Origin of the sequence: Streptomyces sp. NPDC091972 (genome assembly GCF_044756385.1) — a bacterium.
GTDB lineage: Bacteria > Actinomycetota > Actinomycetes > Streptomycetales > Streptomycetaceae > Streptomyces.
On sequence record NZ_JBIVSV010000006.1, the window covers coordinates 87,480 to 112,846 of the forward strand.

Annotated in this window: 23 protein-coding genes and 1 pseudogene; 17 read left to right on the top strand and 7 right to left on the bottom strand. The window is 72.6% G+C overall.

Translation table 11 applies throughout. From position 1 onward, the window contains the following. Positions 1-930 carry a 5'-3' exonuclease H3TH domain-containing protein gene (locus tag ACIQJT_RS19345; protein ID WP_402645688.1) on the bottom strand — a complete coding sequence of 310 codons (930 nt, stop codon included), beginning with the start codon at positions 928-930 and terminating at the stop codon, positions 1-3. Between the two features lie 194 nt (positions 931-1,124). Here ACIQJT_RS19345 and ACIQJT_RS19350 point away from each other — a divergent pair, with 194 nt between their 5' ends. From ACIQJT_RS19350 to ACIQJT_RS19365, 4 genes are all read left to right on the top strand, one after another. Further along, the gene (locus ACIQJT_RS19350; protein WP_402644926.1) at positions 1,125-2,174 is read left to right on the top strand and encodes a glycine betaine/L-proline ABC transporter ATP-binding protein; all 1,050 of its coding nucleotides are present in this window, start codon (positions 1,125-1,127) and stop codon (positions 2,172-2,174) included. Then, the gene (locus ACIQJT_RS19355) at positions 2,167-4,776 is read left to right on the top strand and encodes an ABC transporter permease/substrate binding protein (RefSeq protein ID WP_402644929.1); all 2,610 of its coding nucleotides are present in this window, start codon (positions 2,167-2,169) and stop codon (positions 4,774-4,776) included. Before ACIQJT_RS19350 ends, ACIQJT_RS19355 begins: the two co-directional genes overlap by 8 nt. Positions 4,777-5,069: 293 nt before the next feature. Continuing rightward, positions 5,070-5,639, top strand: a complete 570-nt coding sequence (locus ACIQJT_RS19360) for a helix-turn-helix domain-containing protein (RefSeq protein WP_053853121.1) — start codon at positions 5,070-5,072, stop codon at positions 5,637-5,639. Next, on the top strand, positions 5,636-6,352 hold the full coding sequence (locus ACIQJT_RS19365) for a helical backbone metal receptor (RefSeq protein ID WP_365457784.1): 717 nt from the start codon (positions 5,636-5,638) through the stop codon (positions 6,350-6,352). Before ACIQJT_RS19360 ends, ACIQJT_RS19365 begins: the two co-directional genes overlap by 4 nt. On the opposite strand, the gene ACIQJT_RS19370 is transcribed toward ACIQJT_RS19365, so the two are convergent. Continuing rightward, positions 6,264-7,388, bottom strand: coding sequence for a TDT family transporter (locus ACIQJT_RS19370; protein WP_402644933.1), 1,125 nt, complete (start codon positions 7,386-7,388; stop codon positions 6,264-6,266). The two genes, ACIQJT_RS19365 and ACIQJT_RS19370, sit on opposite strands and share 89 nt — an antisense overlap. 70 nt (positions 7,389-7,458) lie before the next feature. Here ACIQJT_RS19370 and ACIQJT_RS19375 point away from each other — a divergent pair, with 70 nt between their 5' ends. Further along, on the top strand, positions 7,459-8,382 hold the full coding sequence (locus ACIQJT_RS19375; RefSeq protein WP_365457790.1) for a LysR family transcriptional regulator: 924 nt from the start codon (positions 7,459-7,461) through the stop codon (positions 8,380-8,382). Between the two features lie 86 nt (positions 8,383-8,468). Here the strand turns inward: ACIQJT_RS19375 and ACIQJT_RS19380 are convergent, their stop codons facing one another. After that, positions 8,469-9,161, bottom strand: a complete 693-nt coding sequence (locus ACIQJT_RS19380; RefSeq protein WP_402644936.1) for a gamma-glutamyl-gamma-aminobutyrate hydrolase family protein — start codon at positions 9,159-9,161, stop codon at positions 8,469-8,471. A gap of 67 nt (positions 9,162-9,228) precedes the next feature. Further along, a complete protein-coding gene (locus ACIQJT_RS19385; protein ID WP_365457796.1) occupies positions 9,229-9,966 on the bottom strand; it encodes an FCD domain-containing protein in 738 nt (245 codons plus the stop codon). A 94-nt stretch (positions 9,967-10,060) separates the two neighbouring features. Here ACIQJT_RS19385 and ACIQJT_RS19390 point away from each other — a divergent pair, with 94 nt between their 5' ends. From ACIQJT_RS19390 to ACIQJT_RS19405, 4 genes are read left to right on the top strand one after another with little or no spacing between them, the layout of a single operon-like run. Further along, positions 10,061-11,419, top strand: a complete 1,359-nt coding sequence (locus tag ACIQJT_RS19390) for a glutamine synthetase family protein (RefSeq protein ID WP_402644939.1) — start codon at positions 10,061-10,063, stop codon at positions 11,417-11,419. A gap of 26 nt (positions 11,420-11,445) precedes the next feature. After that, complete coding sequence (locus tag ACIQJT_RS19395) at positions 11,446-12,819, top strand: aldehyde dehydrogenase family protein (RefSeq protein ID WP_402644942.1); 1,374 nt, start codon at positions 11,446-11,448, stop codon at positions 12,817-12,819. Next, positions 12,816-13,634: a 3-oxoacyl-ACP reductase gene (locus tag ACIQJT_RS19400; protein ID WP_402644944.1), complete on the top strand. Its 819-nt coding sequence runs from the start codon at positions 12,816-12,818 to the stop codon at positions 13,632-13,634. Before ACIQJT_RS19395 ends, ACIQJT_RS19400 begins: the two co-directional genes overlap by 4 nt. A gap of 21 nt (positions 13,635-13,655) precedes the next feature. Continuing rightward, positions 13,656-14,414 (top strand): DUF2510 domain-containing protein, encoded by a 759-nt coding sequence (locus tag ACIQJT_RS19405; RefSeq protein WP_402644947.1) that lies wholly within the window; start codon positions 13,656-13,658, stop codon positions 14,412-14,414. 1 nt (position 14,415) lies between these two features. On the opposite strand, the gene ACIQJT_RS19410 is transcribed toward ACIQJT_RS19405, so the two are convergent. Then, entirely contained in the window at positions 14,416-15,618 is a 1,203-nt protein-coding gene (locus ACIQJT_RS19410) for an amino acid deaminase/aldolase (RefSeq protein WP_402644950.1), read from the bottom strand. A 269-nt stretch (positions 15,619-15,887) separates the two neighbouring features. Between ACIQJT_RS19410 and ACIQJT_RS19415 the strand changes: the two genes are divergently transcribed. Next, complete coding sequence (locus ACIQJT_RS19415) at positions 15,888-17,846, top strand: hypothetical protein (protein ID WP_402644953.1); 1,959 nt, start codon at positions 15,888-15,890, stop codon at positions 17,844-17,846. Beyond that, positions 17,843-19,027 (top strand): type VII secretion-associated serine protease mycosin, encoded by a 1,185-nt coding sequence (mycP, locus tag ACIQJT_RS19420; protein WP_402644956.1) that lies wholly within the window; start codon positions 17,843-17,845, stop codon positions 19,025-19,027. Before ACIQJT_RS19415 ends, mycP begins: the two co-directional genes overlap by 4 nt. Before the next feature lie 15 nt (positions 19,028-19,042). On the opposite strand, the gene ACIQJT_RS19425 is transcribed toward mycP, so the two are convergent. Continuing rightward, the gene (locus ACIQJT_RS19425) at positions 19,043-20,047 is read right to left on the bottom strand and encodes a serine hydrolase (protein ID WP_402644958.1); all 1,005 of its coding nucleotides are present in this window, start codon (positions 20,045-20,047) and stop codon (positions 19,043-19,045) included. A gap of 150 nt (positions 20,048-20,197) precedes the next feature. On the opposite strand from ACIQJT_RS19425, the gene ACIQJT_RS19430 reads away from it, so the two are divergent. After that, entirely contained in the window at positions 20,198-20,929 is a 732-nt protein-coding gene (locus ACIQJT_RS19430; RefSeq protein ID WP_402644961.1) for an SseB family protein, read from the top strand. Between the two features lies 1 nt (position 20,930). Here the strand turns inward: ACIQJT_RS19430 and ACIQJT_RS19435 are convergent, their stop codons facing one another. Beyond that, complete coding sequence (locus ACIQJT_RS19435; protein WP_053848910.1) at positions 20,931-21,305, bottom strand: DUF1844 domain-containing protein; 375 nt, start codon at positions 21,303-21,305, stop codon at positions 20,931-20,933. Between the two features lie 344 nt (positions 21,306-21,649). Here ACIQJT_RS19435 and infC point away from each other — a divergent pair. The 5 genes and pseudogenes from infC to ACIQJT_RS19460 all read left to right on the top strand — a co-directional run bounded on the left by infC (position 21,650) and on the right by ACIQJT_RS19460 (position 25,235). Further along, positions 21,650-22,346 (top strand): annotated as a pseudogene (gene infC, locus ACIQJT_RS19440) (translation initiation factor IF-3). Between the two features lie 109 nt (positions 22,347-22,455). Then, positions 22,456-22,650, top strand: coding sequence for a 50S ribosomal protein L35 (gene rpmI, locus ACIQJT_RS19445; RefSeq protein WP_003977225.1), 195 nt, complete (start codon positions 22,456-22,458; stop codon positions 22,648-22,650). A gap of 97 nt (positions 22,651-22,747) precedes the next feature. Beyond that, a complete protein-coding gene (gene rplT, locus ACIQJT_RS19450; RefSeq protein ID WP_232654097.1) occupies positions 22,748-23,131 on the top strand; it encodes a 50S ribosomal protein L20 in 384 nt (127 codons plus the stop codon). 93 nt (positions 23,132-23,224) lie between these two features. Then, positions 23,225-24,070, top strand: a complete 846-nt coding sequence (locus tag ACIQJT_RS19455) for a TrmH family RNA methyltransferase (RefSeq protein ID WP_402644965.1) — start codon at positions 23,225-23,227, stop codon at positions 24,068-24,070. Between the two features lie 49 nt (positions 24,071-24,119). Then, positions 24,120-25,235, top strand: coding sequence for an ATP-binding protein (locus ACIQJT_RS19460; RefSeq protein ID WP_365457823.1), 1,116 nt, complete (start codon positions 24,120-24,122; stop codon positions 25,233-25,235). The last annotated feature ends 132 nt before the right edge of the window (positions 25,236-25,367 follow it).

A 25,367-nucleotide genomic window follows, 5' to 3' on the forward strand; every position in this document is an offset into this window, starting at 1 on the left:
TTACGCGCCCAGCGTCGCCACCAGTCGCTGCAATGATCCACCCAGTCCCCATCGCTCTGCCAGCTTCTCCAGCGCCGCGGGGTCGCGCGGCGCGCGCGGAACCGCCGTCTCCACCGTCGGCAGCGGAACGTCACCGGCCACCCGCACGACCTTCGGGGCCACGGCCACGTACGGCCGCGACTCGTCCAGCCGCTTGCGCTGCGACGGCGTGAGCTTCGCCTTCGGGTCGTCGACCGCGGCCATGATCCCGGCCAGGTCACCGAACTCGGCCAGCAGCTTGGCCGCCGTCTTCTCGCCGATCCCGGGCACCCCCGGAAGACCGTCGCTCGGGTCACCGCGCAGCAGCGCCAGATCCGCGTACCCACGGCCGTCGACGCCATACTTCTTGCGCAGCCACGCCTCGTCGGTGAGCTGGAGCGTGCCGACGCCCTTGAGGGGGTACAGCACCCGCACCCGGCGCTCGTCGTCCACCAGTTGGTACAGGTCCCGGTCGCCGGTGACGATGTCGACCGGGCCCGTCGCCCGCGCGGTGAACGTGCCGATCACGTCGTCCGCCTCGTACCCGGCGACCCCCACGCGCGCGATGCCGAGCGCGTCCAGAACGGCCTCGATGACCGGCACCTGCGGCGACAGGGTGTCCGGCACCTCCTCCTCGTCCGGGCCGCTCTCGCGCTCCTCGGCGACGCGGTGCGCCTTGTAGGAGGGGATGAGGTCGACCCGCCACTGGGGCCGCCAGTCGGCGTCCATGCAGGCCACGAGCTCGTCGGGGTGATGGTCCTTGACCAGGCGGTCGATGAATTCGAGGAGGCCGCGCACGGCGTTCACCGGCGTGCCGTCCGGGGCCTTCACCGACTCCGGCACGCCGAAATAGGCACGGAAGTAGAGCGAGGCGGTGTCGAGGAGCATCAGTCGTCCGGTCACGCCTCGCATCATGCCGTACGGCACCGACAGCGGCCGTCGCCGCTTGACTCGTTCGGCGGTGTGAGCGTCCTGTGAACCGGCAGAACGGTGTGTTTGACCCGAAGGCTTATGGGCAGGCGCCGCCTCGGAGCGAGGCAGGTTGCATCTTCAACTGTTCGCGACCCTTCGTCTCCCACCCAGTGGTCAAGAGACAAGAGGTACGCGTGTCATCACGGCTTGAGGCAGAGCAGCTCTACAAGGTCTTCGGGAGACGGCCGCACGAGGCGGTCGAGAGGCTCCGCGAGGGCGCCGACCGGGAGGGACTGCGCGCGGAGGGCACCACCGCGGCGGTGATCGACGCCTCCTTCACCGTGGACCCCGGCCAGATCTTCGTGGTGATGGGCCTGTCCGGCTCCGGCAAGTCGACCCTGCTGCGCATGCTCAACGGCCTCCTGGAGCCGACCGCGGGCCATGTCCGCTTCGACGGTCAGGACCTCACCGCGCTCACCGACCGCGAACTGCGCGCCGTACGCGCCCAGAAGATCAGCATGGTCTTCCAGCACTTCGCGCTCTTCCCGCACCGCAGCGTCCTGGAGAACGCCGCCTACGGCCTCGCCGTGCAGGGCGTCCCCAAGGCCGAGCGCGCCGAGCGGGCCGCCGAGGCCCTGGAGCTGTGCGGACTGGGGGGCTGGGAGAAGTCCTGGCCCGACGAGCTCTCCGGCGGCATGCAGCAGCGCGTCGGTCTGGCCCGCGCTCTCGCCACCGACGCCGACCTGCTCCTCATGGACGAGTCTTTCAGCGCGCTCGACCCGCTGATCCGCCGGGACATGCAGGACCAGCTCCTCAGCCTCCAGAAGACCCTGAAGAAGACCATCGTCTTCATCACCCACGACCTCAACGAGGCCATGCGGCTCGGCGACCGGATCGCCGTCATGCGCGACGGCCGGATCGTCCAGACCGGCAGCGCGGAGGACATCCTCGTGCGGCCCGCCGACGACTACGTCGCCTCCTTCACCAAGGACGTCGACCGCTCCCGCGTCCTGACCGCGTCCGCCGTCATGGACACCGACGTGAGCGGCGGCGAGGCCGCCTGCGGCTGCACGGGCGACTGCGAGACCGCGACGCCCGACACGCCGTTCACCGAACTGTGCGCGATGAGCGCCCGGTCGACCCACCCGGTGGCCGTCCTCGACGACAAGCACCGGCTCGTCGGCGTGGTCCCGCAGGACCGCCTGGTCGGCTTCCTCGCCGACGCGGAGGTGGCCCATGCCTAGGATCCCGCTCGGCGACCGGGTCAACGACACCGTCGACTGGCTGCTCACCCACGTGTCCTGGCTCTTCGACTTCCTGAAGACCGTCTTCACCGGCACCTACGACGGCATCGACGCCGTCCTCCAGGCGCCCCGGCCCCTGCTGCTCGCGGGTATCTTCGCCGTGATCGCGTTCTGGCTGCGCGGCACCCTGGCCGGTGTCCTCACCTTCGCGGGGTTCGCCTTCATCGACTCCCTCGAACTGTGGGAGGACGCGATGACGACCCTGTCGCTGGTCCTCGTCGCCACGATCATCGCGCTGGTGATAGCCGTGCCCGTGGGCATCTGGGCGGCCCGCTCGAACCGGGTCAGCGGGTTCGTGCGCCCCGTGCTGGACTTCATGCAGACGCTGCCCGCGATGATCTACCTCATCCCGGCGATCCTGTTCTTCGGCACCGGCGCCTCCGCCGGCATCGTGGCCACCCTGATCTTCGCTCTGGCCCCCGGCGTCCGCATGACCGAGCTGGGCATCCGACAGGTCGACAAGGAGCTCGTGGAGGCGGCCGAGGCGTTCGGCACCACCCCGCGCGACACCCTCCTGCGCGTCCAGCTCCCGCTGGCGCTGCCCACCGTGATGGCCGGCGTCAACCAGGTCATCATGCTCGGCCTGTCCATGGCCGCGATCGCCGGCATGGTCGGCACCGGCGGCCTGGGCGGCGACGTCAACGAGGCCATCGGCCAGCTCAACGTGGGCCTCGGCTCCGAGGCCGGCGTCGCCATCGTGATCCTCGCGATCTACCTGGACCGCATGACCAGCGCGCTCGGCACGCAGGTCTCCCCGCTGGGCCGCCGCGCCGCCGCCAAGGCACGCGCGTCCCAGGGCGGGCTGAAGATCTGGTCCTACCGCCCCCGCCCCCAGATCGCCGTGATCGGCGTCGTCGTGCTCGCCCTCGTGGCGGGCGGCATGGGGATCTTCGGCGGCGGCTCCGGCGAGGCCACGGCCGTCGCCGGCAGCAAGGACGTCGGCCAGGGCAAGAAGATCAGCATCGGCTACGTCCCCTGGGACGACGGCGTCGCCTCCACCTTCCTCTGGAAGGAGATCCTGGAGAAGCGCGGCTACCGGGTCGACGCCAAGCAGTTCGACGCGGGACCCCTCTACACCTCCGTCGCCTCCGGCAACGCCGACTTCATGACCGGCGCCTGGCTGCCCACCACCCACGAGCAGTACTGGAAGAAGTACGGCGGCAAGCTCGACGACCTCGGCGCCTGGTACGACACGACGTCCCTGGAGCTGACCGTCCCGGCGTACATGAAGGACGTCGACACCCTGGCCGACCTCAAGGGCAAGGGTGCGCGGTTCGGCGGGAAGATCACCGGCATCGAGTCCAGCGCCGGTGAGACGGCCCTGCTCAAGAGCAAGGTCCTGAAGGCGTACGGCCTCGACAAGGAGTACGAGGTCGTCGACAGCTCCACGCCCGCCATGCTGGCCGAGCTGAAGCGGGCGTACGCCCAGAAGGCCCCGATCGTCGTCCCGCTCTGGTCGCCGCACTGGGCGTACAACGACTACGACCTGAAGAAGCTCAAGGACCCCAAGGGCGCCTGGGGCTCGGGCGACGGCATCCACACGGTGGCCCGCAAGGGCTTCGCCGAGGAGAACCCGGTCGTCGGTGGGTGGCTGAAGAACTTCAAGCTGGACGAGAAGCAGCTCACCAGCCTGGAGGCCGAGATCAACAGCGCCGGCAAGGGCAGGCAGCAGGACGCCGTCCGTACCTGGCTGAAGCAGCACCCCGGCCTGGTCGACAAGCTGGCCCCCGTCCAGAAGACGGCGGCGGAGACCGAGCGCCCGGTCAACGTGGCCTGGTTCCCCTGGGACGAGGACATCGCCGTCACCTACCTCTGGAAGAACGTCCTGGAGAAGCGCGGCTACCGGCTGAACCTCAAGCAGATGGACGTCGGCCCGGTCTACACCGGCCTCGCCTCCGGCGACCTGGACCTCAACTTCGACGCCTGGCTGCCGTACGCCCAGAAGAACTACTGGGACCAGAGCAAGGACCGGCTCGCCGACCTCGGCACGTGGTACCAGCCGACCTCGCTGGAGGTCGCGGTCCCGTCGTACGTCAAGGGCGTGCGGACGTACGAGGACCTCAAGGGCAAGGCGGACCTGTTCGACGGGAGGATCATCGGCATCGAGCCGGGCACCGGCGAGATGGACCTCCTCAAGAACAAGGTGCTGCCGGGCTACGGCCTCGACAAGGAGTACGAGGTCGTCGACGGCTCCACCCCCGCCATGCTGGCCGAGCTCAAGCGGGCCTACGCCAAGAAGCAGCCCGTCGCCGTCGTCCTGTGGTCCCCGCACTGGGCGTACAGCCAGTACGACCTGACCAAGCTCAAGGACGACAGGAAGCTCTTCGGCGAGGGCAACACGATCCGCACCATCGCCAACGAGGACTTCCCCGGCCGGTATCCCCAGCTCACCAAGTGGATCAAGGGTTTCCATATGACCGAGGACGAGCTCGGTACCCTGGAGAGCGAGATCAACAAGTACGGCCAGGGGCACGAGGAGCGGGCGGTCGCCGCCTGGCTGAAGGAGCACCTGGAGATGGTCGGGCGGATGACACCGTCATGACCGCTCCGGGAGCACGGTAAGGATCCGGCCAACCACATAGAGCTACGTCATCGCCCGAACTCCGATGCCGACGAGGGGACTTGGGCGGTCCGCGACGGACGGGTGACCGAAACCCGGCCCCCCGGCTGTTTCCGGGGGGCCGTTCGGCTGGCGCGAATCGTGAGGTACGGTCGCACGCCGTATGACATCGATGTGACGGCCGCATGAAACGGTTTGCCGAACATGCGTAGGGTGCAGACAACTCATCAGGGGACGTGTCCGAGGACCGACGAGCGAAGGAGGGAGCCGGAGCCATGGGCGACCACAAAGAACAGCCCCTTCGGGTCGGCGCCGCCGTGCGCCGCAGGCGCCGCGCGCTGGAGCTCACCCTCGCCGTCGTCGCCGAGCGCAGCGGCCTCTCGGTCCCCTTCCTGAGCCAGATCGAGAACGAACGCGCGCGTCCCAGCCGCAGCTCCCTGGAGAAGGTCGCCGACGCCCTGCGCACCACGGCCGTCGAACTCCTCGCCGCCGCCGACCCGGCGTGCAGCGTCGACGTCGTGCACGCCGAGGGCCCGGAGCCGGGCTGTGAACCCAGGATGCGCTCGCTGGTGCGCGGTCACCACCAGATGCACGCCCAGGAGTTCACCGGCGACCACGACGCGGGACGCGAATTCCAGTACCGCAACGACCAGTTGATGTACGTCGCCGACGGCGCGGTGGACGTCGAGGCCGAGGGCCGCGCGTACCGGCTGGGCCGCGGCGACACGCTGTACCTGACCGGCGGGGTGCGGCACCGCTGGCGGGCGACCGTGGCCGACACCCGCGTGATCGTCGTCGCCGTGGCCGAACACGTCGAGGCGCTCCAGGACCGGCCCCGGCAGTGAGGGTCGTCTCCCTGGTCCCCTCGCTCACCGAGGCGATCGCCCGCTCGGCCCCCGGCGCCCTGGTCGGCGCCACCGACTGGTGCACCCACCCGGCCGATCTCGACGTCACCCGCGTCGGCGGCACCAAGAACCCCAAGCTCGACCGGATCACCGCCCTCGCCCCCGACCTGGTGATCGCCAACGAGGAGGAGAACCGGGAGCCCGATCTCGCCGCCCTGCGCGCGGCGGGCCTGGAGGTCCTGGTCACCGAGGTCCGCGACGTCCCGCAGGCCTTCCGGGAGCTGGACCGGGTCGTCGGGGCGTGCGGTGCCGTACGGCCGCGCTGGCTGGACCGGGCCGAGGAGGCGTGGTCGGCGCTCGAACCCCCCGCGCGCCGTGCGACCGCGGTCGTGCCGATCTGGCGGCGGCCGTGGATGGTGCTGGGCCGGGACACCTTCGCGGGCGACGTGCTCTCCCGCCTCGGCGTCGACCACGTGTACGCCACCCACGCGGACCGCTATCCGCGCGTCCCGCTGGACGAGCTGCGGGCGGCGGCCCCGGACGTGGTCGTCCTGCCCGACGAGCCGTACCGCTTCACCCCCGACGACGGCCCGGAGGCGTTTCCCGGTCTGCCCTGCGCGCTCGTCAGCGGACGGCACCTGACGTGGTACGGGCCGTCGCTGGCCGAAGCACCACGGGCACTGGGCGAGGCCCTGCGAGCAGCGCTCCGCTGACGAGCCCGCGCACGGTGTGCACGGCGGCGGTGGCCCAGGCGGCGACGAGAGCGGCGTAGAGACCTGTGGCGAGCCAGTCGTAGCCGACGAGCCCCGTGTGCCGGGCCAGCGCCTCGGCGCCCGTGACGCAGGTGCCGACCGGGAAGGTGAACGCCCACCAGGTCATCGCGAACCGCATCCTGTGCCGGCGGGCGCGGACCACGTGCGCGGTGGCGAGCGCCAGCCACAGCAGGGCGAACCCCATCACGGGGACCCCGTACAGGACCGCGAGGACGCCGAAGCCCTCGCTGTAGGGGGCCGGGACGACGCCGGGGGCCACGTCCGCGAACTTGCCGACCGCGGTGGTGGACTGGCCGAGCGGGCCGAGCACCAGGAAGAGGGTCGGGGTCAGGGCAAGGGGGAGCGGGCCGCCGGTGACGGTCCGGGCGAAGACGAGCGGCAGCATCAGCAGGGTGGCGAGCAGACTGAGCCCGAACAGTGCGAAGCAGCCGAGCAGGAGGGTCTCGCGGGGCTCGCCGGCGGGGAGGTGCGGCACGAGGAGCGGCCCGAGGGCGGCCGACACCATGGGCGCGACCAGGGGGAGCAGCCACACCGGCGTGACCTGCCCCGGCTCGGCCTTCTGCCGTACGGCCATGAGGTACGGCACGGCGACGGCCGCCGCGAGACCCACGGCCGTGCCCGCGGTGAACAGCACGGCGTCGAGCGTGACCGCGGCCGTGGTCCCGATCCAGTCCCGGCCGACGGTGAGGGCACCGCCGCCGACGGCCAGCAGGGCCATGGCGAGGCAGCCGTAGAAGGGGGCGGTGGCGGGGTCGAGGAGGTGGGCGCGGGCCTGGTCGGCGTGGTGGCGCCAGTGCAGGGCGCGGGCGCCGAGGAGGGCGAGCAGCAGGGCGAGGGACAGCAGCCAGACGGTGGCGCAGATCGTGCGCAGGCCGGGGAGGTGCACGGGGAGCGCGACGCCTGCGGTGGCGACGATCGCGGTGCCCATGACGGCGGCGTACCAGTTCGGCCCGAGGTGACGGACGGCGGTGACCATGGCTCCACGGTGCCGTCCGGGGAGGGCCGCGACCAGGGAGTACGGAGCTATGAGGGCATAAGCTGTCTTTATGAGCGGTGTGGAGGAGCACGGGGCGGTGAGCGGGGGACTGTCCCACCGTGTGCCGGATCTGGGCGCGCTGGAACTGCTGCTGGCCGTGGCGCGGCTGGGGAGCCTGGGCGGGGCGGCCCGGGAGCTGGGCATCACCCAGCCGGCGGCGAGCAGCCGGATCCGCTCGATGGAACGCCAGCTGGGGGTCGCCCTCGTCGACCGCTCGCCCCGCGGCTCCCGGCTCACGGACGCCGGGGCGCTGGTGACCGACTGGGCGCGACGGATCGTGGAGGCCGCGGAGGCCTTCGACGCCGGGGCACAGGCGCTGCGGGTCCGCCGGGACTCCCGGCTGCGGGTGGCCGCGAGCATGACGATCGCGGAGTACCTGCTGCCGGGGTGGCTGCTCGCCCTGCGTGCGGGGCGCCCGGACACGGCGGTGTCGCTGCACGCCGGGAACTCGGCGACGGTCGCGGAGCGCCTGCTGTCCGACGAGGCGGACCTCGGCTTCGTGGAGGGCCTGACGGTCCCGTCGGGGCTGGACTCGGTGGTGATAGCCCACGACCACCTGATCGTGGTGACCGCACCCGGGCACGTCTGGGCCCGCCGCCGGCGCCCCCTGGAAGCCGCCGAACTGGCCGAGACCCCGCTGATCCTCCGCGAGAAGGGCTCCGGCACCCGCCAGGTCCTGGACGCGGCCCTCGGCGGCCTGGCCCGCCCCCTCATCGAGCTCTCCTCCACCACGGCGGTGAAGGCGGCGGCGGTCGGCGGCGCGGGCCCCGCCGTACTGAGCGAACTGGCGGTCGGCGAGGAACTGTCGATGCGACGGCTGGTGCGGGTGCCGGTGGCCGGCGTGTCCCTGGCCCGCGACCTGCGAGCAGTCTGGCCCACGGGCCACCGCCCGGTGGGCCCGGCGCGAGACCTGCTGTCGCTGACGCGCGACTAGGGGGCGGCGGCGGTGGCGGGGTTCTGGGTCACCTGCGCTGCGGGGTGGACGGCGGCGGCGCCGGCTCCCGGCTGGATCACCCGCGCCTAGGCGCAGGCGGCCGCGGTCACCAGGCCGCGCATCACCCGCACGTCCTCGCCCATCTCCGGATGCCACTGCACTCCCAGCACCCAGTGCGGGCCGGGCAGTTCTACGGCCTCCACCATCCCGTCCGCCGCGTGGGCCGACGGCAGCAGGCCCTGTCCGAGGCGGTCCACGGCCTGGTGGTGGTAGGTCGGCACGGAGGTCTCCTCCGGGGCCAGGTCGCCGTAGAGCGTGCCCGGTACCGGCTTGACCGCGTGGCGGCCGAAGACGCCCGGGGTCACCGCGTGGCCGTCGATGTGCTGGATGAGCGTGCCGCCCAGGGCCACGTTCAGGAGCTGCATGCCCCGGCAGATGCCGAGCAGGGGGGTGCCGGAGGCCAAGGCCGCCCGGATCAGGGCCAGTTCCCAGGTGTCACGGGCGCGGGCGGGTGGACCCGTGCGGGGGTCGGGGGCGGCGCCGTAGTGGACCGGCTCCACGTCCGGACCGCCCGCGATCACCAGGCCGTCCAGACGGGCCACGGTCGCCGCCGCGTGCTCGGGGGCGTCCGGCGGGAGCATCGCGGCCAGACCGCCCGCCCGCTGCACCAGCCGCGGATAGCCCGCCGGCAGCAGTGCCGCCTCCAGCTCCCACAGGCCCCAGCGCGCCCGGGCCTCCAGATAGGTGCTGACGCCGATCAGCGGTCGTACGGTCGTCACCCGGACCTCCCAGTCCTGCAATGGCCCACAGTCATACCTTTTACTCTCGGGCCACCCGCTGGCAAGGTCACGCCAGGAATCCCCGCAGCAGCGCCGCCGTCCCCGCGCAGTGCTCCCGCATCATCTCCCGCGCCCCGTCCGCGTCCCCGTCCAGCACCGCCTCCACCAGCGCCGCGTGCTGGCGCTGCGAGTGCTCCAGGTTGCGGACCAGGAGCGGGATGCAGTCCAGCAGGTCGTTCACCGAGGCCCGTACCGCCGCGTACCGCGCGGTCAGGCTCGGGGAGCCGCACAGTTCCGCGAGGGTCAGGTGCAGCAGCGTGTCCAGCCGCCGGTAGTCCGCCAGCGGAGCCTCCTGCGTGGCCGCCAGCGCCTCGCGCAGCTTCCGCGCCTGCTCGTCGGCCAGGCCGTGCGCCGCGCACAGCCCCGCCGCGCCCACCTCCAGGACCTCCCGGAACCGCAGCACGTCCTCGATGTCCACCTCGGCGATCCGGCGCCGCAGCTCCTCCTCGCCCACCGCCGCCCGGGCCCGCGGCAGCACGAACGTGCCCCCGTACCGCCCCCGCCGCGACTCCACCAGCCCCTGGTCCTGGAGCACCTTCAGCACCTCGCGCAGCGTCACCCGGCTGATCCCGAGCCGCTCCGCGAGCTCCCGCTCGGCCGGCAGCCGCTCGCCCCCCGGCACCAGCCCGAGCCGCACCACCTGGAGGATCTGCTCCAGCGCCTCCTCGAAGCCGTTGCCCGCCCTGACCGGCCGCAGCACCGGAGCCAACCGGTCGTCCGGGTCGCCGTCAGCGTCCACCGACATATGGCCGAGCCCCCTTCCCAAGCAATGGTCCAGAGCAATACCTTATGGCTCCCGGCCCGGTCGGAAAACGCGCAGCAGCCGAAGGAGCTCTCCCGTGGCAGACCGCACACCCCCGCTCAGTGTCGAGGAGCTGCACGCCCTCGTCGCGAGCGGTGAGATCGACACCGTCGTCCTGGCCTTCCCCGACATGCAGGGCCGGCTCCAGGGCAAGAGGTTCGCCGCCCGCTTCTTCCTCGACGAGGTACTCCACCACGGCACCGAGGGCTGCAACTACCTCCTGGCCGTCGACACCGAGATGAACACCGTCGACGGCTTCGCGATGTCGTCCTGGGACCGCGGCTACGGCGACTTCGCCATGCACCCCGACCTCCGCACCCTGCGCCGCGTGCCGTGGAACGCCGGCACCGCCATGCTGATCGCCGACCTCGCCTGGAACGACGGTTCGCCCGTGATCGCCGCCCCGCGGCAGATCCTGCGCCGCCAGCTGGAGCGGCTCGCCGAACTCGGCTACACCGCCCAGGTCGGCACCGAGCTGGAGTTCATCGTCTTCAAGGACACCTACGAACAGGCCTGGGACGCGAACTACCGGGGGCTCACCCCGGCGAACCAGTACAACATCGACTACTCGGTGCTCGGCACGGGCCGCATCGAGCCCCTGCTCCGCCGGATCCGCAACGAGATGGCCGCCGCCGGTCTCACCGTCGAGTCCGCCAAGGGCGAGTGCAACCCCGGCCAGCACGAGATCGCCTTCCGCTACGACGACGCCCTGACCACCTGTGACCAGCACGCCGTCTACAAGACCGGCGCCAAGGAGATCGCCGCCCAGGAGGGCGTGTCGCTCACCTTCATGGCCAAGTACAACGAGCGCGAGGGCAACTCCTGCCACATCCACCTCTCGCTCGCCGACGCCGCCGGCGACAACGCCATGGCGGGCCCGGACGGCATGTCCGACGTGATGCGGTACTTCCTCGCCGGACAGCTCGCGGCCCTGCGGGACTTCGCGCTGCTCTACGCCCCCAACATCAACTCCTACAAGCGGTTCCAGCCCGGCTCCTTCGCCCCCACGGCCGTCGCCTGGGGCCACGACAACCGCACCTGCGCCCTGCGGGTCGTGGGCCACGGCCGCTCCCTGCGTTTCGAGAACCGGCTGCCCGGCGGGGACGTCAACCCGTACCTCGCGGTCGCCGGCCTGGTCGCGGCCGGGCTGTACGGCATCGAGCAGAAGCTGGAGCTGCCGGAGGTCTGCACCGGCAACGCCTACGCCGCCGAGTACGACCACGTCCCCACCACCCTGCGCGAGGCCGCCGACCTGTGGGAGAACAGCCCGATCGCCAGGGCGGCCTTCGGCGACGAGGTGGTCGCGCACTACCGCAACATGGCCCGCGTCGAGCTCGACGCCTTCGACGCGGCGGTCACCGACTGGGAGCTGCGCCGCTCCTTCGAACGTCTGTGAAGTCGACGCCCGTGAGAGGTACTTCGTTGTCGTACGAGCATGAGCTGACCGTCCTCAACCCGGCCACCGAGGAGGTCGTCGCGACCGTCCCCGCCGCCACCGCGGCCGACGTGGACGCCGCGGTCGCCCGCGCGGCGAAGGCACAGGCCGGCTGGGCCGCCCTCGCCCCCGCCGACCGGGCCCGGCTGCTGCGCCGGTTCGCCGACGTGGTGGACGCGCACGTGGAGGAACTGGCCCGCCTGGAGGTCCGGGAAGCCGGCCACCTCCTCGGCAACGCCCGCTGGGAGGCCGGCAACGTCCGCGACCTGCTCGCCTACGCGGCGGGCGGCGTGGAGCGGCTCAACGGCCGCCAGATCCCGGTCCCCGGCGGCCTCGACGTCACGATCCTCGAACCGCTCGGCGTGGTCGGCGTCATCGCACCCTGGAACTTCCCCATGCCGATCGCCGCCTGGGGCACGGCTCCCGCGCTCGCCGCCGGCAACGCCGTCGTCCTCAAGCCCGCCGAGACCACCCCGCTCACCGCCCTGCGGCTCGCCGAACTCGCCCTGGAGGCAGGGCTGCCGGAGGGCCTCTTCCAGGTGCTGCCGGGACACGGCCCGGTCGCCGGCACCGCCCTCGTCGAGCACCCCGGCGTCGCGAAGATCGTGTTCACCGGCTCCACCCGCACCGGCCGCGACGTCATGGAGCGCTGCGCCCGCCAGGTCAAGCCGGTCACCCTCGAACTCGGCGGCAAGAGCCCCAACATCGTCTTCGCGGACGCCGACCTCGCCCAGGCCGTCGACCCCTTCTCCTTCCTCGACAACTCCGGCCAGGACTGCTGCGCCCGCACCCGGATCCTGGTCCAGGAGACGGTCTACGACGAGGTCCGGGAGCTGCTCGCCGACGCCGTGGCGTCCGTCGTGGTGGGCGACCCGGCCGACGAGAAGACCCAGATGGGCCCGCTGATCTCCCGCCGGCAACTGGAACGCGTCCGGCAGCTGGTGCCGGCGGACGCCCCCGGCCTGCGCGGCAGCGCCCCCGACGGACCCGGATTCTGGTTCGCGCCGACCGTCCTCACCGGCGAGGCGCCCGACTCCGCGGCGGCCTGCGAGGAGATCTTCGGCCCGGTCGCCGTCCTGCTGCCGTTCCGCGACGAGGAGGACGCGGTCCGGCTCGCCAACGGCACCCCCTACGGTCTCTCCGGCTCCCTCTGGACCCGGGACATCGGCCGCGCCCTGCGCGTGTCCCGGGCCGTCAAGGCGGGCAACCTGTCCGTCAACTCCCACTCCAGCGTCCGCTACTGGACCCCCTTCGGCGGCTACAAGCAGTCCGGACTCGGCCGGGAGCTCGGCCCGGACGCCCTGGCCGCCTTCACCGAGACCAAGAACGTCTTCATCAGCACGGAAGGCCCCGCCCAGTGACCTCTTCGACCTCTTCGACCTCTGCCACCTCGGCGACCGATCAGATCGTGTGCCGCCGCCTCGTCGGCCGTACGGCCGTCGTCACCGGAGCCGGCAGCGGCATCGGCCTCGCCACCGCCCGCCGGCTCGCCTCCGAGGGCGCGAACGTCGTCTGCGCCGACGTCGACGAGGCCCGCGGCAAGGCCGCCGCGGACGAGGTCGGCGGCCTCTTCGTCAAGGTCGACGTCACCGACCCGGAGCAGGTCGAGGCCCTGTTCAGGACGGCGTACGACACCTACGGCAGCGTCGACGTCGCCTTCAACAACGCGGGCATCTCCCCGCCCGACGACGACTCCATCCTGGAGACCGGCCTGGAGGCCTGGAAGCGCGTCCAGGAGGTCAACCTGACCTCCGTCTACCTGTGCTGCAAGGCCGCCATCCCGTACATGCGGAGGCAGGGCAAGGGGTCCATCATCAACACGGCGTCCTTCGTGGCGAGGATGGGCGCTGCCACGTCCCAGATCTCCTACACCGCCTCCAAGGGCGGCGTGCTCGCCATGTCCCGGGAACTGGGCGTGCAGTTCGCACGGGAGGGCATCCGCGTGAACGCCCTGTGCCCGGGCCCGGTCAACACCCCGCTGCTCCAGGAGCTGTTCGCCAAGGACCCGGAGCGGGCGGCCCGCCGTCTGGTGCACATTCCGGTCGGCCGGTTCGCCGAGGCCGAGGAGATCGCCGCCGCCGTCGCCTTCCTGGCCAGCGACGACTCCTCCTTCGTCAACGCCAGCGACTTCCTCGTGGACGGCGGCATCTCGGGGGCGTACGTCACACCGCTGTAGGTCTCGTCCTACAGTGCCTGGATGAGCAGGAGGCTCCCGCCCGGCTGGTACCCGGACCCCGACGCTCCGCTGCTGGAGCGCCGGTGGGACGGGACGGCCTGGACGGACGACCGGCGCGTCCCGGAGGTCCCCGGCCCGCCCCGAGCGGCCGGCGAGGTCTCGGGGCGCGCCAAGGCCGTCGCCCTCGCGGCCTCCGTACTCGCGCTCGTGGCCGCGATCGTCAGCGGGGCGTTCGCCCTGGCCCGGGGCGACGGGGACGACGTGGTGGCGGACACGGCACCGACGGTCGCGAGCCCGTCACCCGACACGGCCTCCCCGTCCCCGTCCCGTCTGGTCGACGAACTCGACGGCATCAGTTTGCCGTTGCCGGACGGCTGGGCCCCCGCGAAGTACGTCACCCGCGACCACGTCGTGATGACGAGCGAGGGCGGCAGCGTCTCGGCTCGCACGCTGCCCGGCGGCGCGGGGAAACCCCCGGCGTCCCTCGCCGAGCAGGACGTACGGCGGGCCGCGCACAGCTCCTACGACGGCATCCGCGGCCATCGGGTCGTCAGGTCGGAGCGCGTGGCCGTCGCCGGACGCGCCGGACACCTGGTGCGCTGGCGGGTCAGGACGGCCCGGGGCCCCGGTGGCTGGGTGCAGTCGCTGGCCTTCCCCCAGGACCGCGGCGGACCCCCGAGCGCGGTTGTCGTCCGCTTCGCGTTCGACGCGGGCCCCGAAGGGCCGCCGCTCGCCGACATGGACCGGATCACCGGCGGGATCAAGCAGGCCGACCGCTGACTCAGAGGAACGTGTGGCCTTCCCCGCGGTACGTCGGGACGGTCGCCGTCACCTCGTCCCCCTCGACGAGATGCAGCTTCTCGAACCGCTCGCACAGCTCCCCGGCCTTGGCGTGCCGGAACCACACCTTGTCGCCGAGCAGCAGGTCGTCGGCGGCGGCGCCGAGCAGCGGGGTCTGCACCTCGCCGGGCCCCTCCTGCGGGTCGTACCGCAGACCCTCCGGCAGGTACGGCACCGGCAGCCGGTCGGGGCCGGCCGCGCCGGAGGCCGGGTAGCCGCCGCCGAGGACGGTCACCACACCCACGCCCGGCCTGCGCACGACGGGCTGGGCGAACAGGGCGGCCGGACGCCCGCTGAAGGACGTGTAGTTGTCGAACAGCCTCGGTACGTACAGCCCCGAACCCGCGCCGATCTCCGTGACGGCGTCCTCCGCGGCGGTGTGCTGCACACTGCCCGTGCCGCCGCCGTTGACGAACTCCAGACCTGGTACGACGGCCCGCACCGCGCGCACCACGGCGGCCCGCCGCTCGGCCAGTTCCCGGCGGGCGGTGGCCTGCATCAGCCGTACGGCCCGGGACCGCAGCGGCCGTCCGGCGACCGAGTCCCCGACACCGGCGATGTGCCCCTCGTAGGCCATGATCCCCACGACCTCGAAGCCGGGGCGCCGGGCCACCGCGCGGGCCATGTCGGCGACCTGGGCGGGGGAGTGCAGGGGCGAGCGCCGGGCGCCGACGCGGACCCTGCCGCCGAGCAGCTTCAGCGAGGTGTCCAACTCCAGGCAGACCCGGATGACTTCGGTGCCGCCCGCGCGCGAGGCGTCGATGAACGCGAGCTGCGCGGGGTCGTCGACCATCACCGTCACGGCGGCCGCGAGCTTGGGATCGGCGGCGAGTTCCGCGTAACCGGCCCGGTCCGCGGAGGGGTAGGCCAGCAGGATGTCGTCGAAGCCGCTCCTCGCCAGCCACAGGGACTCGGCGAGGGTGAACGACATGATGCCCGCGAAACCGTCCTTCGCCAGGACCCGTTCGAGCAGCGCCCGGCACCGCACGGACTTGCTGGCGACGCGGATCGGTTTGCCCGCCGCCCGGCGGACGAGATCGTCCGCGTTCGCGTCGAAGGCGTCCAGGTCCACGATCGCGAGAGGGGCGTCGAGATGGGCGGTGGCCCGGTCGTAACGGGCCCGGTCGGTGGCGCGCGCAGTCATGAACGAAGCCTGCCAGACAGGATTACCGCAGGGTAGGGGGACGTTCCGGGCAGATGCCCCCGGCCTGGCGGACTGGTTCCCGTTCGCCCCGCGACAACCCGTAGAGTGACGCGCACGCACGCAGGGCCGTACGCCCCCCGTCGCCGCCGCGCCGGGATGCCGGGCCTCCCGTGCGGGTATGCGTGCCCGGACGGCCGTCTTCCACACCGACGACCCCGACGCGGCCCGCGCACGACCGAACGGCCCGGACATGAGGAAACGGGGGGTGCATGAGCACGGAAGCACGCCGCGCCTCCATTCCTCCACGCCCGGCGACCCCGCCGCGGCCGGCCCAGCCGCCGACGGTGGGCGAGGAGCCGGGCGGACGGACGAGCGACGACTCCGACTGGCAGGCCTTCGGTGAGCGCGACCGCCGGGGCGGCGGATCAGGCACAGCGGCCCGGCCGGCGTTCGGCGGGTTCGACTGGCAGGGAGCGGAGGAGACCGACAGCCGCGTCCCGGCCGACCAGCAGGGCCGTGCGCCCCGCGACATGAGCGCGGGGCCGCAGTCCGGTCCGCCGGGCGGCGGGGAGCGGTCCCAGGGACCCACCGCCGCGGGCCGGCCGCCTATACGCACGGCGAACGGCACCGCCCCGGGCGACCGGGACGGCTCCGCCCCCCAGGAATCCCCGGGCCCGGCAGCCCCGTACCCCGGCAGCGTCCCGCCTCCGCCCCCGGCGTCGGCCCGCTTCCCCGACGCGCGCCCGGGTGGGGCCGCGCCGGGTGCCGGGACACCGCAGCCCGTGCCGTCGCCCAGGCCCGAAGCCGACGCGCCCCCCTCCCCGCCGCGTCCCGACACGCGCAGGCCCGACTCCATGCCGCGAGCTTCGGGCACAGGCAACAGCACCTCCCGGCCGAACGCGGGCCCGGTCGCTCCCGGCTCCATGCCGCCCGCTTCGGGCACAGGCAACCGCGTCCCGGATGCCCGGCCGCGTCCGGCGGGTGCGCCCCGCGAGCCGTACCGGCGGGGCACCGAGGGCCCGTCCGCGGCGAACGGGGGCCCGGCCGGCAACGGGCCGATGGCCCCCGCGTCCGGTGCCGGGTCGCGCCCGGCCGACGTCGGCAGCGCGTCCGTGCCGCCCCGGCCCTCCGTGCCCCCGCGCCGTACCGCCGCCCCCGCCGAGACCGCCTCCGAGACGACCTTCCGGATGCGTCCCGTGCCGGCCGCCAAGGACAGCACCGTCGTACCCCCCGAGCCCGACGCCCGACCCGCCTTCCCGCCGCGCCCCACACGTGAGGCGCCGCGCGCCGGTGGCACGAGTACGCCTCCACCGCCCGCCACGCCCCCACGGACGGCCGCCGCCCCCCTCACGCCCGACCCCGCGCTCTCGTGGAGCGCCGCCGTGCCCCCGCACACCGCGACTCCCGGCGCCGGGCGGCCCGTCGTGTCGTTCGGCGAGCCCGAGGTCGGGTACAGGGAGCGGTCGTGGGCGGTGCGGATCCCGCCCCGGATCGCCGCCGTGGCCGCGTGTGTCGTCCTCGGGCTCGGACTCATCGGCGGCGCCGTGACCGGGAGTTGGCTGATCGGTGACTCCGGGGACGAGGCCGGCGGCGACACCTTCGCGCAGGCCGGCGAACTCTGGCACAGCGTGCCCGTCGACCGGCTGTTCCCGCCGACCGTGGACGGCCGGGGCGCCGGGCCCGGCGGAGCCGACCGCACCTGGACCCGGATCGCCGTCGCCCCCGACAGCGGCTGCCAGGACGCCTTCGACCCCCTGCTGCGCAAGGCCCTCGCCCCCGTCGGCTGCGAACGCCTCCTGCGGGCCACCTACACGGACGCCACCCAGAGCTACGTCACCACCGTCGGCCTGCTCTTCACCGACGCCGACGCCACCGCCATGCGCGACCTGGACACCCGCTTCACCCGGGAGGACCTGGACGCCCGCACCGACCTGATGCCCCTCCCGTACGCCGCGAAGGACACCCTCGCGGCGGGGTTCGGCGCCCGGCAGCGGGCCTCCTGGACGATCTCCGTCCTCACCGACGCCCCGGTCGTCGCCTACGCCGTCTCCGGCTGGGCGGACGGCCGGACGGTCGACAGCCCGGAGCCCGCCGAGAAGGCCATGCAGTCCGGCGACACCACCCCCGCCGCCCAGGCCGGCCTGGGCAACGAGGCCCAGGGCCTGGCCGACCGTGTCGAACGCGCCCTGCGCAAGACCGTCTCCTCGCCCCCGGAGCAGTCCTCATGAGCGTCACCACCCGCAGGGCAGGGCTCCTGGGTGTCCTCCTCGCCGCCTCCGTCGCCCTCGTCCCGCCCACCGCCGCCCACGCCGACGGCATCCGCGCCAAGCAGTGGGCCCTGGACGCCATGCACACCCAGCAGGCATGGCAGACCACCAAGGGCGCCGGCGTCACCGTCGCCGTCCTGGACACCGGCGTGGAGAACGACCACCCCGACCTCGTCGGCAACGTCCTCACCGGCAAGGACATGATCGGCTTCGGTGCCACCCGCGGCGACCGCTCCTGGGCCCGGCACGGCACCGCGATGGCCGGCATCATCGCCGGTCACGGACACGGCGTCGGCAACGGCGACGGGGTCATGGGCATCGCACCCGAGGCCAAGATCCTCCCCGTCCGGGTGATCCTGGAGGACGGCGACTCGGCCCGCGCCAAGGCCCGCAACACCCGGGGCAACGCCCTCGCCGAGGGCATCCGCTGGGCCGCCGACCACGGCGCCGACGTCATCAACCTCTCCCTCGGCGACGACTCGGCCTCCGCGCACCCCGAGGCCGGTGAGGACGACGCCGTGCAGTACGCGCTCAGGAAGGGTGCCGTCGTCGTCGCCTCGGCCGGCAACGGCGGGGAGAAGGGCGACCACATCTCCTACCCGGCCGCCTACCCGGGCGTCATCGCCGCCACCGCCGTGGACAAGTTCGGCACCCGCGCCTCCTTCTCCACCCGCCGCTGGTACGCCACGGTCGCCGCACCCGGCGACGACGTGGTCATCGCCGACCCCGACCACAAGTACTACGAGGGGTGGGGAACCAGCGCGGCCTCCGCGTTCGTGTCGGGCGCGGCCGCCCTCGTCAAGGCAGCCCACCCCGAGCTGACGCCCGCGCAGATCAAGCGCCTCCTGGAGGACACGGCCCGCAACGCCCCCGCCGGCGGCCGCGACGACTCCCGGGGCTTCGGCTTCGTCGACCCGGCGGCCGCGCTCAAGGCGGCGGACCGCCTCAAGCCGGAGGGCCTGCAACCGGCCTCCTACGGCGAGAAGTACTTCGGCTCCGGCCCCGACACCGCCGACTCGGGTGACGACACGGCCAGTTGGGCGGCCCCGCTGGCGGGCGGCCTCGGCGTCGCCCTGCTGGTCGTCGCGGTGGTCCTGTGGCGGGGCCGTCACGGTCCCCGGCGGTCCCACGAGGGCTTCTGAGGCGGGATCGCAGCCTTAGTCGGCCACCGCGGCCGCGCCGGTCGCGGAGGCGGACGTGGCCCCACCCGTGGGCTCCTCACCCGCGAACACCGACACCGCCGCCCTCGCGGCCGCCTCCACCAGCGAAATCCCCTTCGCCTGCGTGGAGTTGCCGTCGGACAGCACGGCCACCAGAAAGGCGCGCCCGGCCACCGTCACCCGCCCGATGCTGTTGACGTCCCACAGGCCGGTCGTGCTGCGCGGCAGCCACCCGTTCTTCAGTGCCCACCCGGACCCGTCGGCCGCCGCCGACACGCCCCACCGCTGATCGGCCTCGATCTGCCCCATCAGCCCCTGGACGTACGACCGCGAGGTCTCGCTCAGCTCCGAGTCCTCCCCGAACACCTGCTGGAGCAGGACGAGTTGGTCGGCGGCCGTGGTCCGCGTCAGCCCCCACAGCGCCCCCTCGCCGCCCTCGGTGCCGGTCAGCCCGAACCGCTCGTTGGCGGCGTCGAGCCCCGCGGCCCGCCCGATGGCGTCCCACAGCGCGGACGCCGCGGTGTTGTCACTGTTCTCGATCATCGTCGTGGCGTACGCCTTCTCCCGCGCGCTCGGAGACGTTCCCGCCTCCTGGTGCCGGAGCAGCAGGGCCGCCAGGATGTCGACCTTCACGATGCTCGCCGTGTCGAAGACGCCGTCGCCGTGGACCGCGCCGGCGCCCGACTCCAGGTCGAGCACCGCCACCGAGACCTTCTGCTCGCCCGTCACGTCCACCGTCTGCATGGCGTCGGCCAGCCGCTCGTCGGCATCCACCACCGGTTCCGCCACGGCAGCCTCCTGGGTCGTGGTCGCCGACGAGGGCGAGGGCGACGGCGTCGCCGCCGACGATACGGCGCTCACCGGGGTGTGGGCCCGCGCCTTCACGTACACGGTCCCGCCGGCCGTGGCGCCCACGACGGCGACGACGGCGAGCGCGGTGTGCAGCACCGGCCGTCGACGGGATCTGCGGGCGCGGCGCCGGACGGCTCTGGAGGACTCCATGGCGCCGATGCTCGGGCCGTCGACTGTGCGGGCGGTTAGACGGACGTCAGAACTGTGTCAACGAACGCTGAGAAACCCGTGAAAGCCGTCACGGGCGGGTTTCCAGGCCCGCACAACCGCAGCAGCAAGCCCCCTATAGGCTCGGTGACCGTGGCGAACAAGAACATTCCCGACCCCGGCTTCTCCGACGACGACGGCTCCGCCGATCCCCGGCTGAGCGCGGCGCTCGCGGCCTGGGCCGAGGACCGCGCCGCCGTGGGCCCCGTCCTGGAGGCCCTCGAGGGCGCCCGGCTGCTCGTCCCCGTGGTCGCCGTGCTCGGCGAGGTCGAGGAGGACGAGAACGGACTGCGCCGCGAGAAGACCAGCGACATGGCCGTGCCGACGCTGAGGGCCGGATCCCGGACCGCCCTGCCGGCCTTCACCTCCACCGACTCGCTGGCCCGCTGGGACCCCGAGGCCCGCCCCGTCGCCGTACCCCTGCACCAGGCGCTCCAGGCCGCCGCGCACGAGAAGGCCGACACCGTCGTACTGGACCTGGCGGGTCCGGTCCCCTTCGAGCTGACCGGTTCCGCGCTGCTCGCGCTCGCCGAGGGCCGCGTGGACGCCGACCCGCTGGCCGATCCGGCCGTGCTCGGGGCCGTACGGGACGCCGTGGCGGCCGAGCCGGCCGTGCTCCGCGCCCACCTCGGGCCGGGGCAGGCCGACGGCACCCTGGCCCTCGTGCTGGAGCCGTCCGCCGCGCCCGCGGAGGCCGCCCGGGCCGTCGCCGAGCGCCTCGCCGCCGACGAGACACTGAGGGCCCGCCTGGTGCGCGGCCTCGACCTGGCACTGCTGCCGGCCGGGGCCACACCTCCGGGCGAGCCCTTGTACGTACGGGGATGAACTAGCCGTAGACCGGCCCGGTGTACTTCTCGCCGGGGCCCTGGCCCGGCTCGTCCGGGACCAGGGAGGCCTCGCGGAAGGCGAGCTGGAGGGACTTCAGGCCGTCCCGGAGCGGGGCCGCGTGGAAGGAGCTGATCTCCGTCGCGCTGCCGTCCAGCAGACCGGCGAGGGCGTGGATCAGCTTGCGGGCCTCGTCCAGGTCCTTGTACTTGTCGCCCTCCTCGGTCAGACCGAGCTTCACGGCGGCCGCGCTCATCAGATTGACGGCGACCGTCACGATCACCTCGACGGCCGGGACCTCGGCGATGTCGCGGGTCATCTCGTCGAAGTCGGGGGAGCCGGGGGAGCCGGCGGACGGGGGAGGGGTGTCACTCATGCCCCACACGATAGGGCCCGGTGCACGCCGGTTCGCACCACCCCCTCGATGCTGCTAACCTTGTGTGACGACCGGCCGGACACGCGTGTGTGAAAGTGTGACCGGCCCACAAGTGGAGGCTCCGATCTCCCACCCGACCGCCCCCAGGGACGGCGGGTCACCCCGGTCAGGCGGTCACCATCGTTCCGTACGGACGATGGAGTCGCCCGAAAGCGCGCCCCGCGGCATCGCGGCGGTGCTCCGGCAGTGTTTGGAGCCCCGTCTGTGATCGTCCGGGGCATTTTTTGTGCTTCGGCGCGGTTAGGTCTACGAAAAAGACATACGCGGCTGTCCGCCAGACCGCCGTGTGGTGCTAACCGAGGAGGATCCATCAGCGCCGAGCCCCGCATCAACGACCGGATTCGCGTTCCCGAGGTGCGACTTGTCGGTCCCAGTGGCGAGCAGGTGGGCATCGTCCCACTGGCCAAGGCACTGGAGCTTGCGCAGGAGTACGACCTGGACCTGGTCGAGGTCGCGGCGAACGCCCGTCCGCCCGTGTGCAAGCTCATGGACTACGGGAAGTTCAAGTACGAGTCGGCCATGAAGGCCCGTGAGGCGCGCAAGAACCAGGCGCACACGGTCATCAAGGAGATGAAGCTCCGGCCGAAGATCGACCCGCACGACTATGACACCAAGAAGGGTCACGTCGTCCGGTTCCTCAAGCAGGGCGACAAGGTCAAGATCACGATCATGTTCCGTGGTCGCGAGCAGTCCCGGCCCGAGCTGGGCTACCGACTGCTCCAGCGGCTCGCGGAGGACGTCCAGGACCTCGGTTTCGTCGAGTCGAACCCGAAGCAGGACGGCCGGAACATGATCATGGTTCTCGGTCCGCACAAGAAGAAGACCGAGGCGATGGCCGAGGCCCGCCAGGCGCAGGAAGCCCGCAAGGCAGACGCGAAGGCCAACCCTGGCAAGTCGCAGAACGCCGCGGAGTCCGACCACGTCGAGGACGCGGCCGGAGCCGAGGCCGAGGCCCCGGCAGAGGCTTCCGCCGAGGCGTGACCCCCGGGGACTCGCGTCCCCAGGACACAACCGATACAAGAGCGACGCTCACAGTGCCCGGTTCCAGGACCGGGCACCGGAGCGCCACCGACGAGGAGAGAACGGCGCTATGCCGAAGAACAAGTCGCACAGCGGTGCCAGCAAGCGCTTCAAGATCACCGGCTCCGGCAAGGTGCTCCGCGAGCGTGCCGGCAAGCGCCACCTGCTCGAGCACAAGTCGTCCCGCGTGACGCGTCGCCTCACCGGCAACGCCGAGATGGCCCCGGGCGACGCCGCGAAGATCAAGAAGCTTCTCGGCAAGTGAGGCCGGGCGCCCAGCGCCTGAAGCACCTCTAGACCGGGACCCAATCGATACCGGGTCGTGTGAGTCCAACCACGGCCCCGCTACAAGGAGTTAACAAGTGGCACGCGTCAAGCGGGCAGTCAACGCCCACAAGAAGCGCCGGGCGATCCTCGAGGCGGCCTCCGGCTACCGCGGTCAGCGTTCGCGCCTGTACCGCAAGGCCAAGGAGCAGGTCACCCACTCGCTGGTCTACAACTACAACGACCGCAAGAAGCGCAAGGGTGACTTCCGCCAGCTGTGGATCCAGCGCATCAACGCCGCTGCCCGCGCCAACGGCATCACGTACAACCGCTTCATCCAGGGTCTGAAGGCCGCGAACGTCGAGGTCGACCGCAAGATCCTGGCCGAGCTGGCCGTCAACGACGCGACCGCGTTCGCCGCGCTGGTCGAGGTCGCGCAGAAGGCCCTGCCGGCGGACGTCAACGCCCCCAAGGCCGCGTGACGTTGTCGTAGGCCACGAGCCGTCGTGACATGAGGGACCCGCAGGCTTTCGGGCTTGCGGGTCCCGCTTGTGTAGTTATCGAAAGTGAGCGACATGCCCTCCGCCACCCCCGAGCTGATCTCCCCCCGTTCCCCTCGCGTCTCAGCCGCCAGGCGGCTCGCCAAGCGGAACTTCCGGGGCAAGGAGCGGCTGTTCCTGGCCGAGGGGCCGCAGGCCGTGCGGGAGGCCGCCGGGCACGGGCTGACGGAGCTGTTCGCCACCGTGGAGGCGGCGGAACGCTACGCCGACATCATCGGCGAGGCCCGGGCCGTGGGGGCCCGGGTGCACCTGGCCTCCGAGGACGTCATCGCCGACATCTCGACGACCGTGACCCCGCAGGGACTCGTCGGGATCTGCCGGTTCCTCGACACCCCCTTCGAGGAGATCCTCGCCGCCCGCCCCAGGCTGGTCGCCGTGCTCGCGAACGTGCGCGACCCGGGGAACGCCGGCACCGTCCTGCGCTGCGCGGACGCCGCCGGTGCCGAGGCCGTCGTACTGACCGACGCCTCCGTCGACCTGTACAACCCCAAGGCCGTACGGGCCTCCGTGGGCTCCCTGTTCCACCTGCCCGTCGCCGTCGGCGTGCCCGTGGAGGAGGCCGTCGAGGGGCTCAGGCGGGCCGGGGTGCGCATCCTCGCCGCCGACGGAGCCGGTACCGACGACCTGGACGACGAGCTCGACAAGGGCACCATGGGCGGCCCGACCGCCTGGGTGTTCGGCAACGAGGCCTGGGGACTCCCGGAGGAGACCCGCGCACTCGCGGACGCCGTGGTGCGCGTCCCGATCCACGGGAAGGCCGAGAGCCTGAACCTCGCCACCGCGGCCGCCGTATGTCTCTATGCGTCGGCCCGGGCACAGCGCGCCCCCGGAGGGTGCCGCTCCGTCACCGAGAACCAGTAGGGTGACCAGCTCGGGGGCCCCTCAGACGCCTGAGAGGTGGGGTGCGGGGATGAGTGTCGGCACGAGGAGCGCGCGAGGCGCGTCCGAGGCCTGTGCCGGTCTCGCCGAGCTCGGCATCGATCCCGACGAGCTGCCCGACGGCCTCGTCGTCGCGGACGAGCAGGGCCGTGTGATCTGCTTCAACGCCGCCGCGGCCCGGATCACCGCCCTGCCCGCCGCGGACGCCCTCGGACAGCGGCTGGAGAAGGCCCTTCCGTTAGAGGACCTGGAGGGGCGGCGCTGGTGGCAGGTGACCGACCCGTACGGCGGGCTCGCGATCCGCAGGCGACAGCCCGAGCGGAACCTGCTGCTGCCCGGCGGCCGTGAGGTGCTGGTCGCCGCCCAGTACGTGCGCACCGAGCCGACGGGCCCCGTCCACCGGGTCGTGGTGACCCTCCGGGACACCGAGGCCCGCCGCCGCACCGAGCGCAGCCACGCCGAGCTGATCGCCACCGTGGCCCACGAGCTGCGCTCCCCGCTCACCTCCGTCAAGGGCTTCACCGCGACCCTCCTCGCCAAGTGGGAGAGGTTCACCGACGACCAGAAGCGGCTGATGCTGGAGACCGTCGACGCGGACGCCGACCGGGTCACCCGGCTCATCGCCGAACTGCTCGACATCTCGCGCATCGACTCCGGGCGGCTGGAGGTCAGGCGCCAGCCCGTCGACATCGGCGCCGCCGTCGGACGCCACATCCAGGCCTACGTCGCCGCCGGTCTCTCCGCCGACCGCTTCCTGCTCCGCCTCGAACAGCCGCTCCCGGCGCTCTGGGCCGACCCCGACAAGATCGACCAGGTGCTCAGCAACCTGCTCGAAAATGCGGTGCGGCACGGCGAGGGAACCGTCACCATTGACATCACGCCCACGGCGTCCCCCCGCGAGGGCGAGGACACCGGCACGTCGGTCACGGTGAGCGACGAGGGTCCCGGCATCCCGGAGGAGTCCATGAACCGCGTCTTCACCCGCTTCTGGCGGGGCAGCAAGCGCGGTGGCACCGGCCTCGGGCTCTACATCGTCAAGGGCATCGTCGAGGCCCACGGCGGCACCATCACGGTCGGCCGCGGCCCCCAGGGCGGCGCCGAGTTCCGATTTACGTTGCCCGTGAGCGCTCCGGCCTATCTGAGCTGAGTGCCCGCGGGCGCATCCGTACATCCCCACCCCGTTAGACTCGGCCTTTGGCACCCATGTGTCCCATGGACGGCCCTCTGACCTCTGAGTGAGTCGGTGACGGGGACCTTCAGCCAGCCAATCGGAAGCACG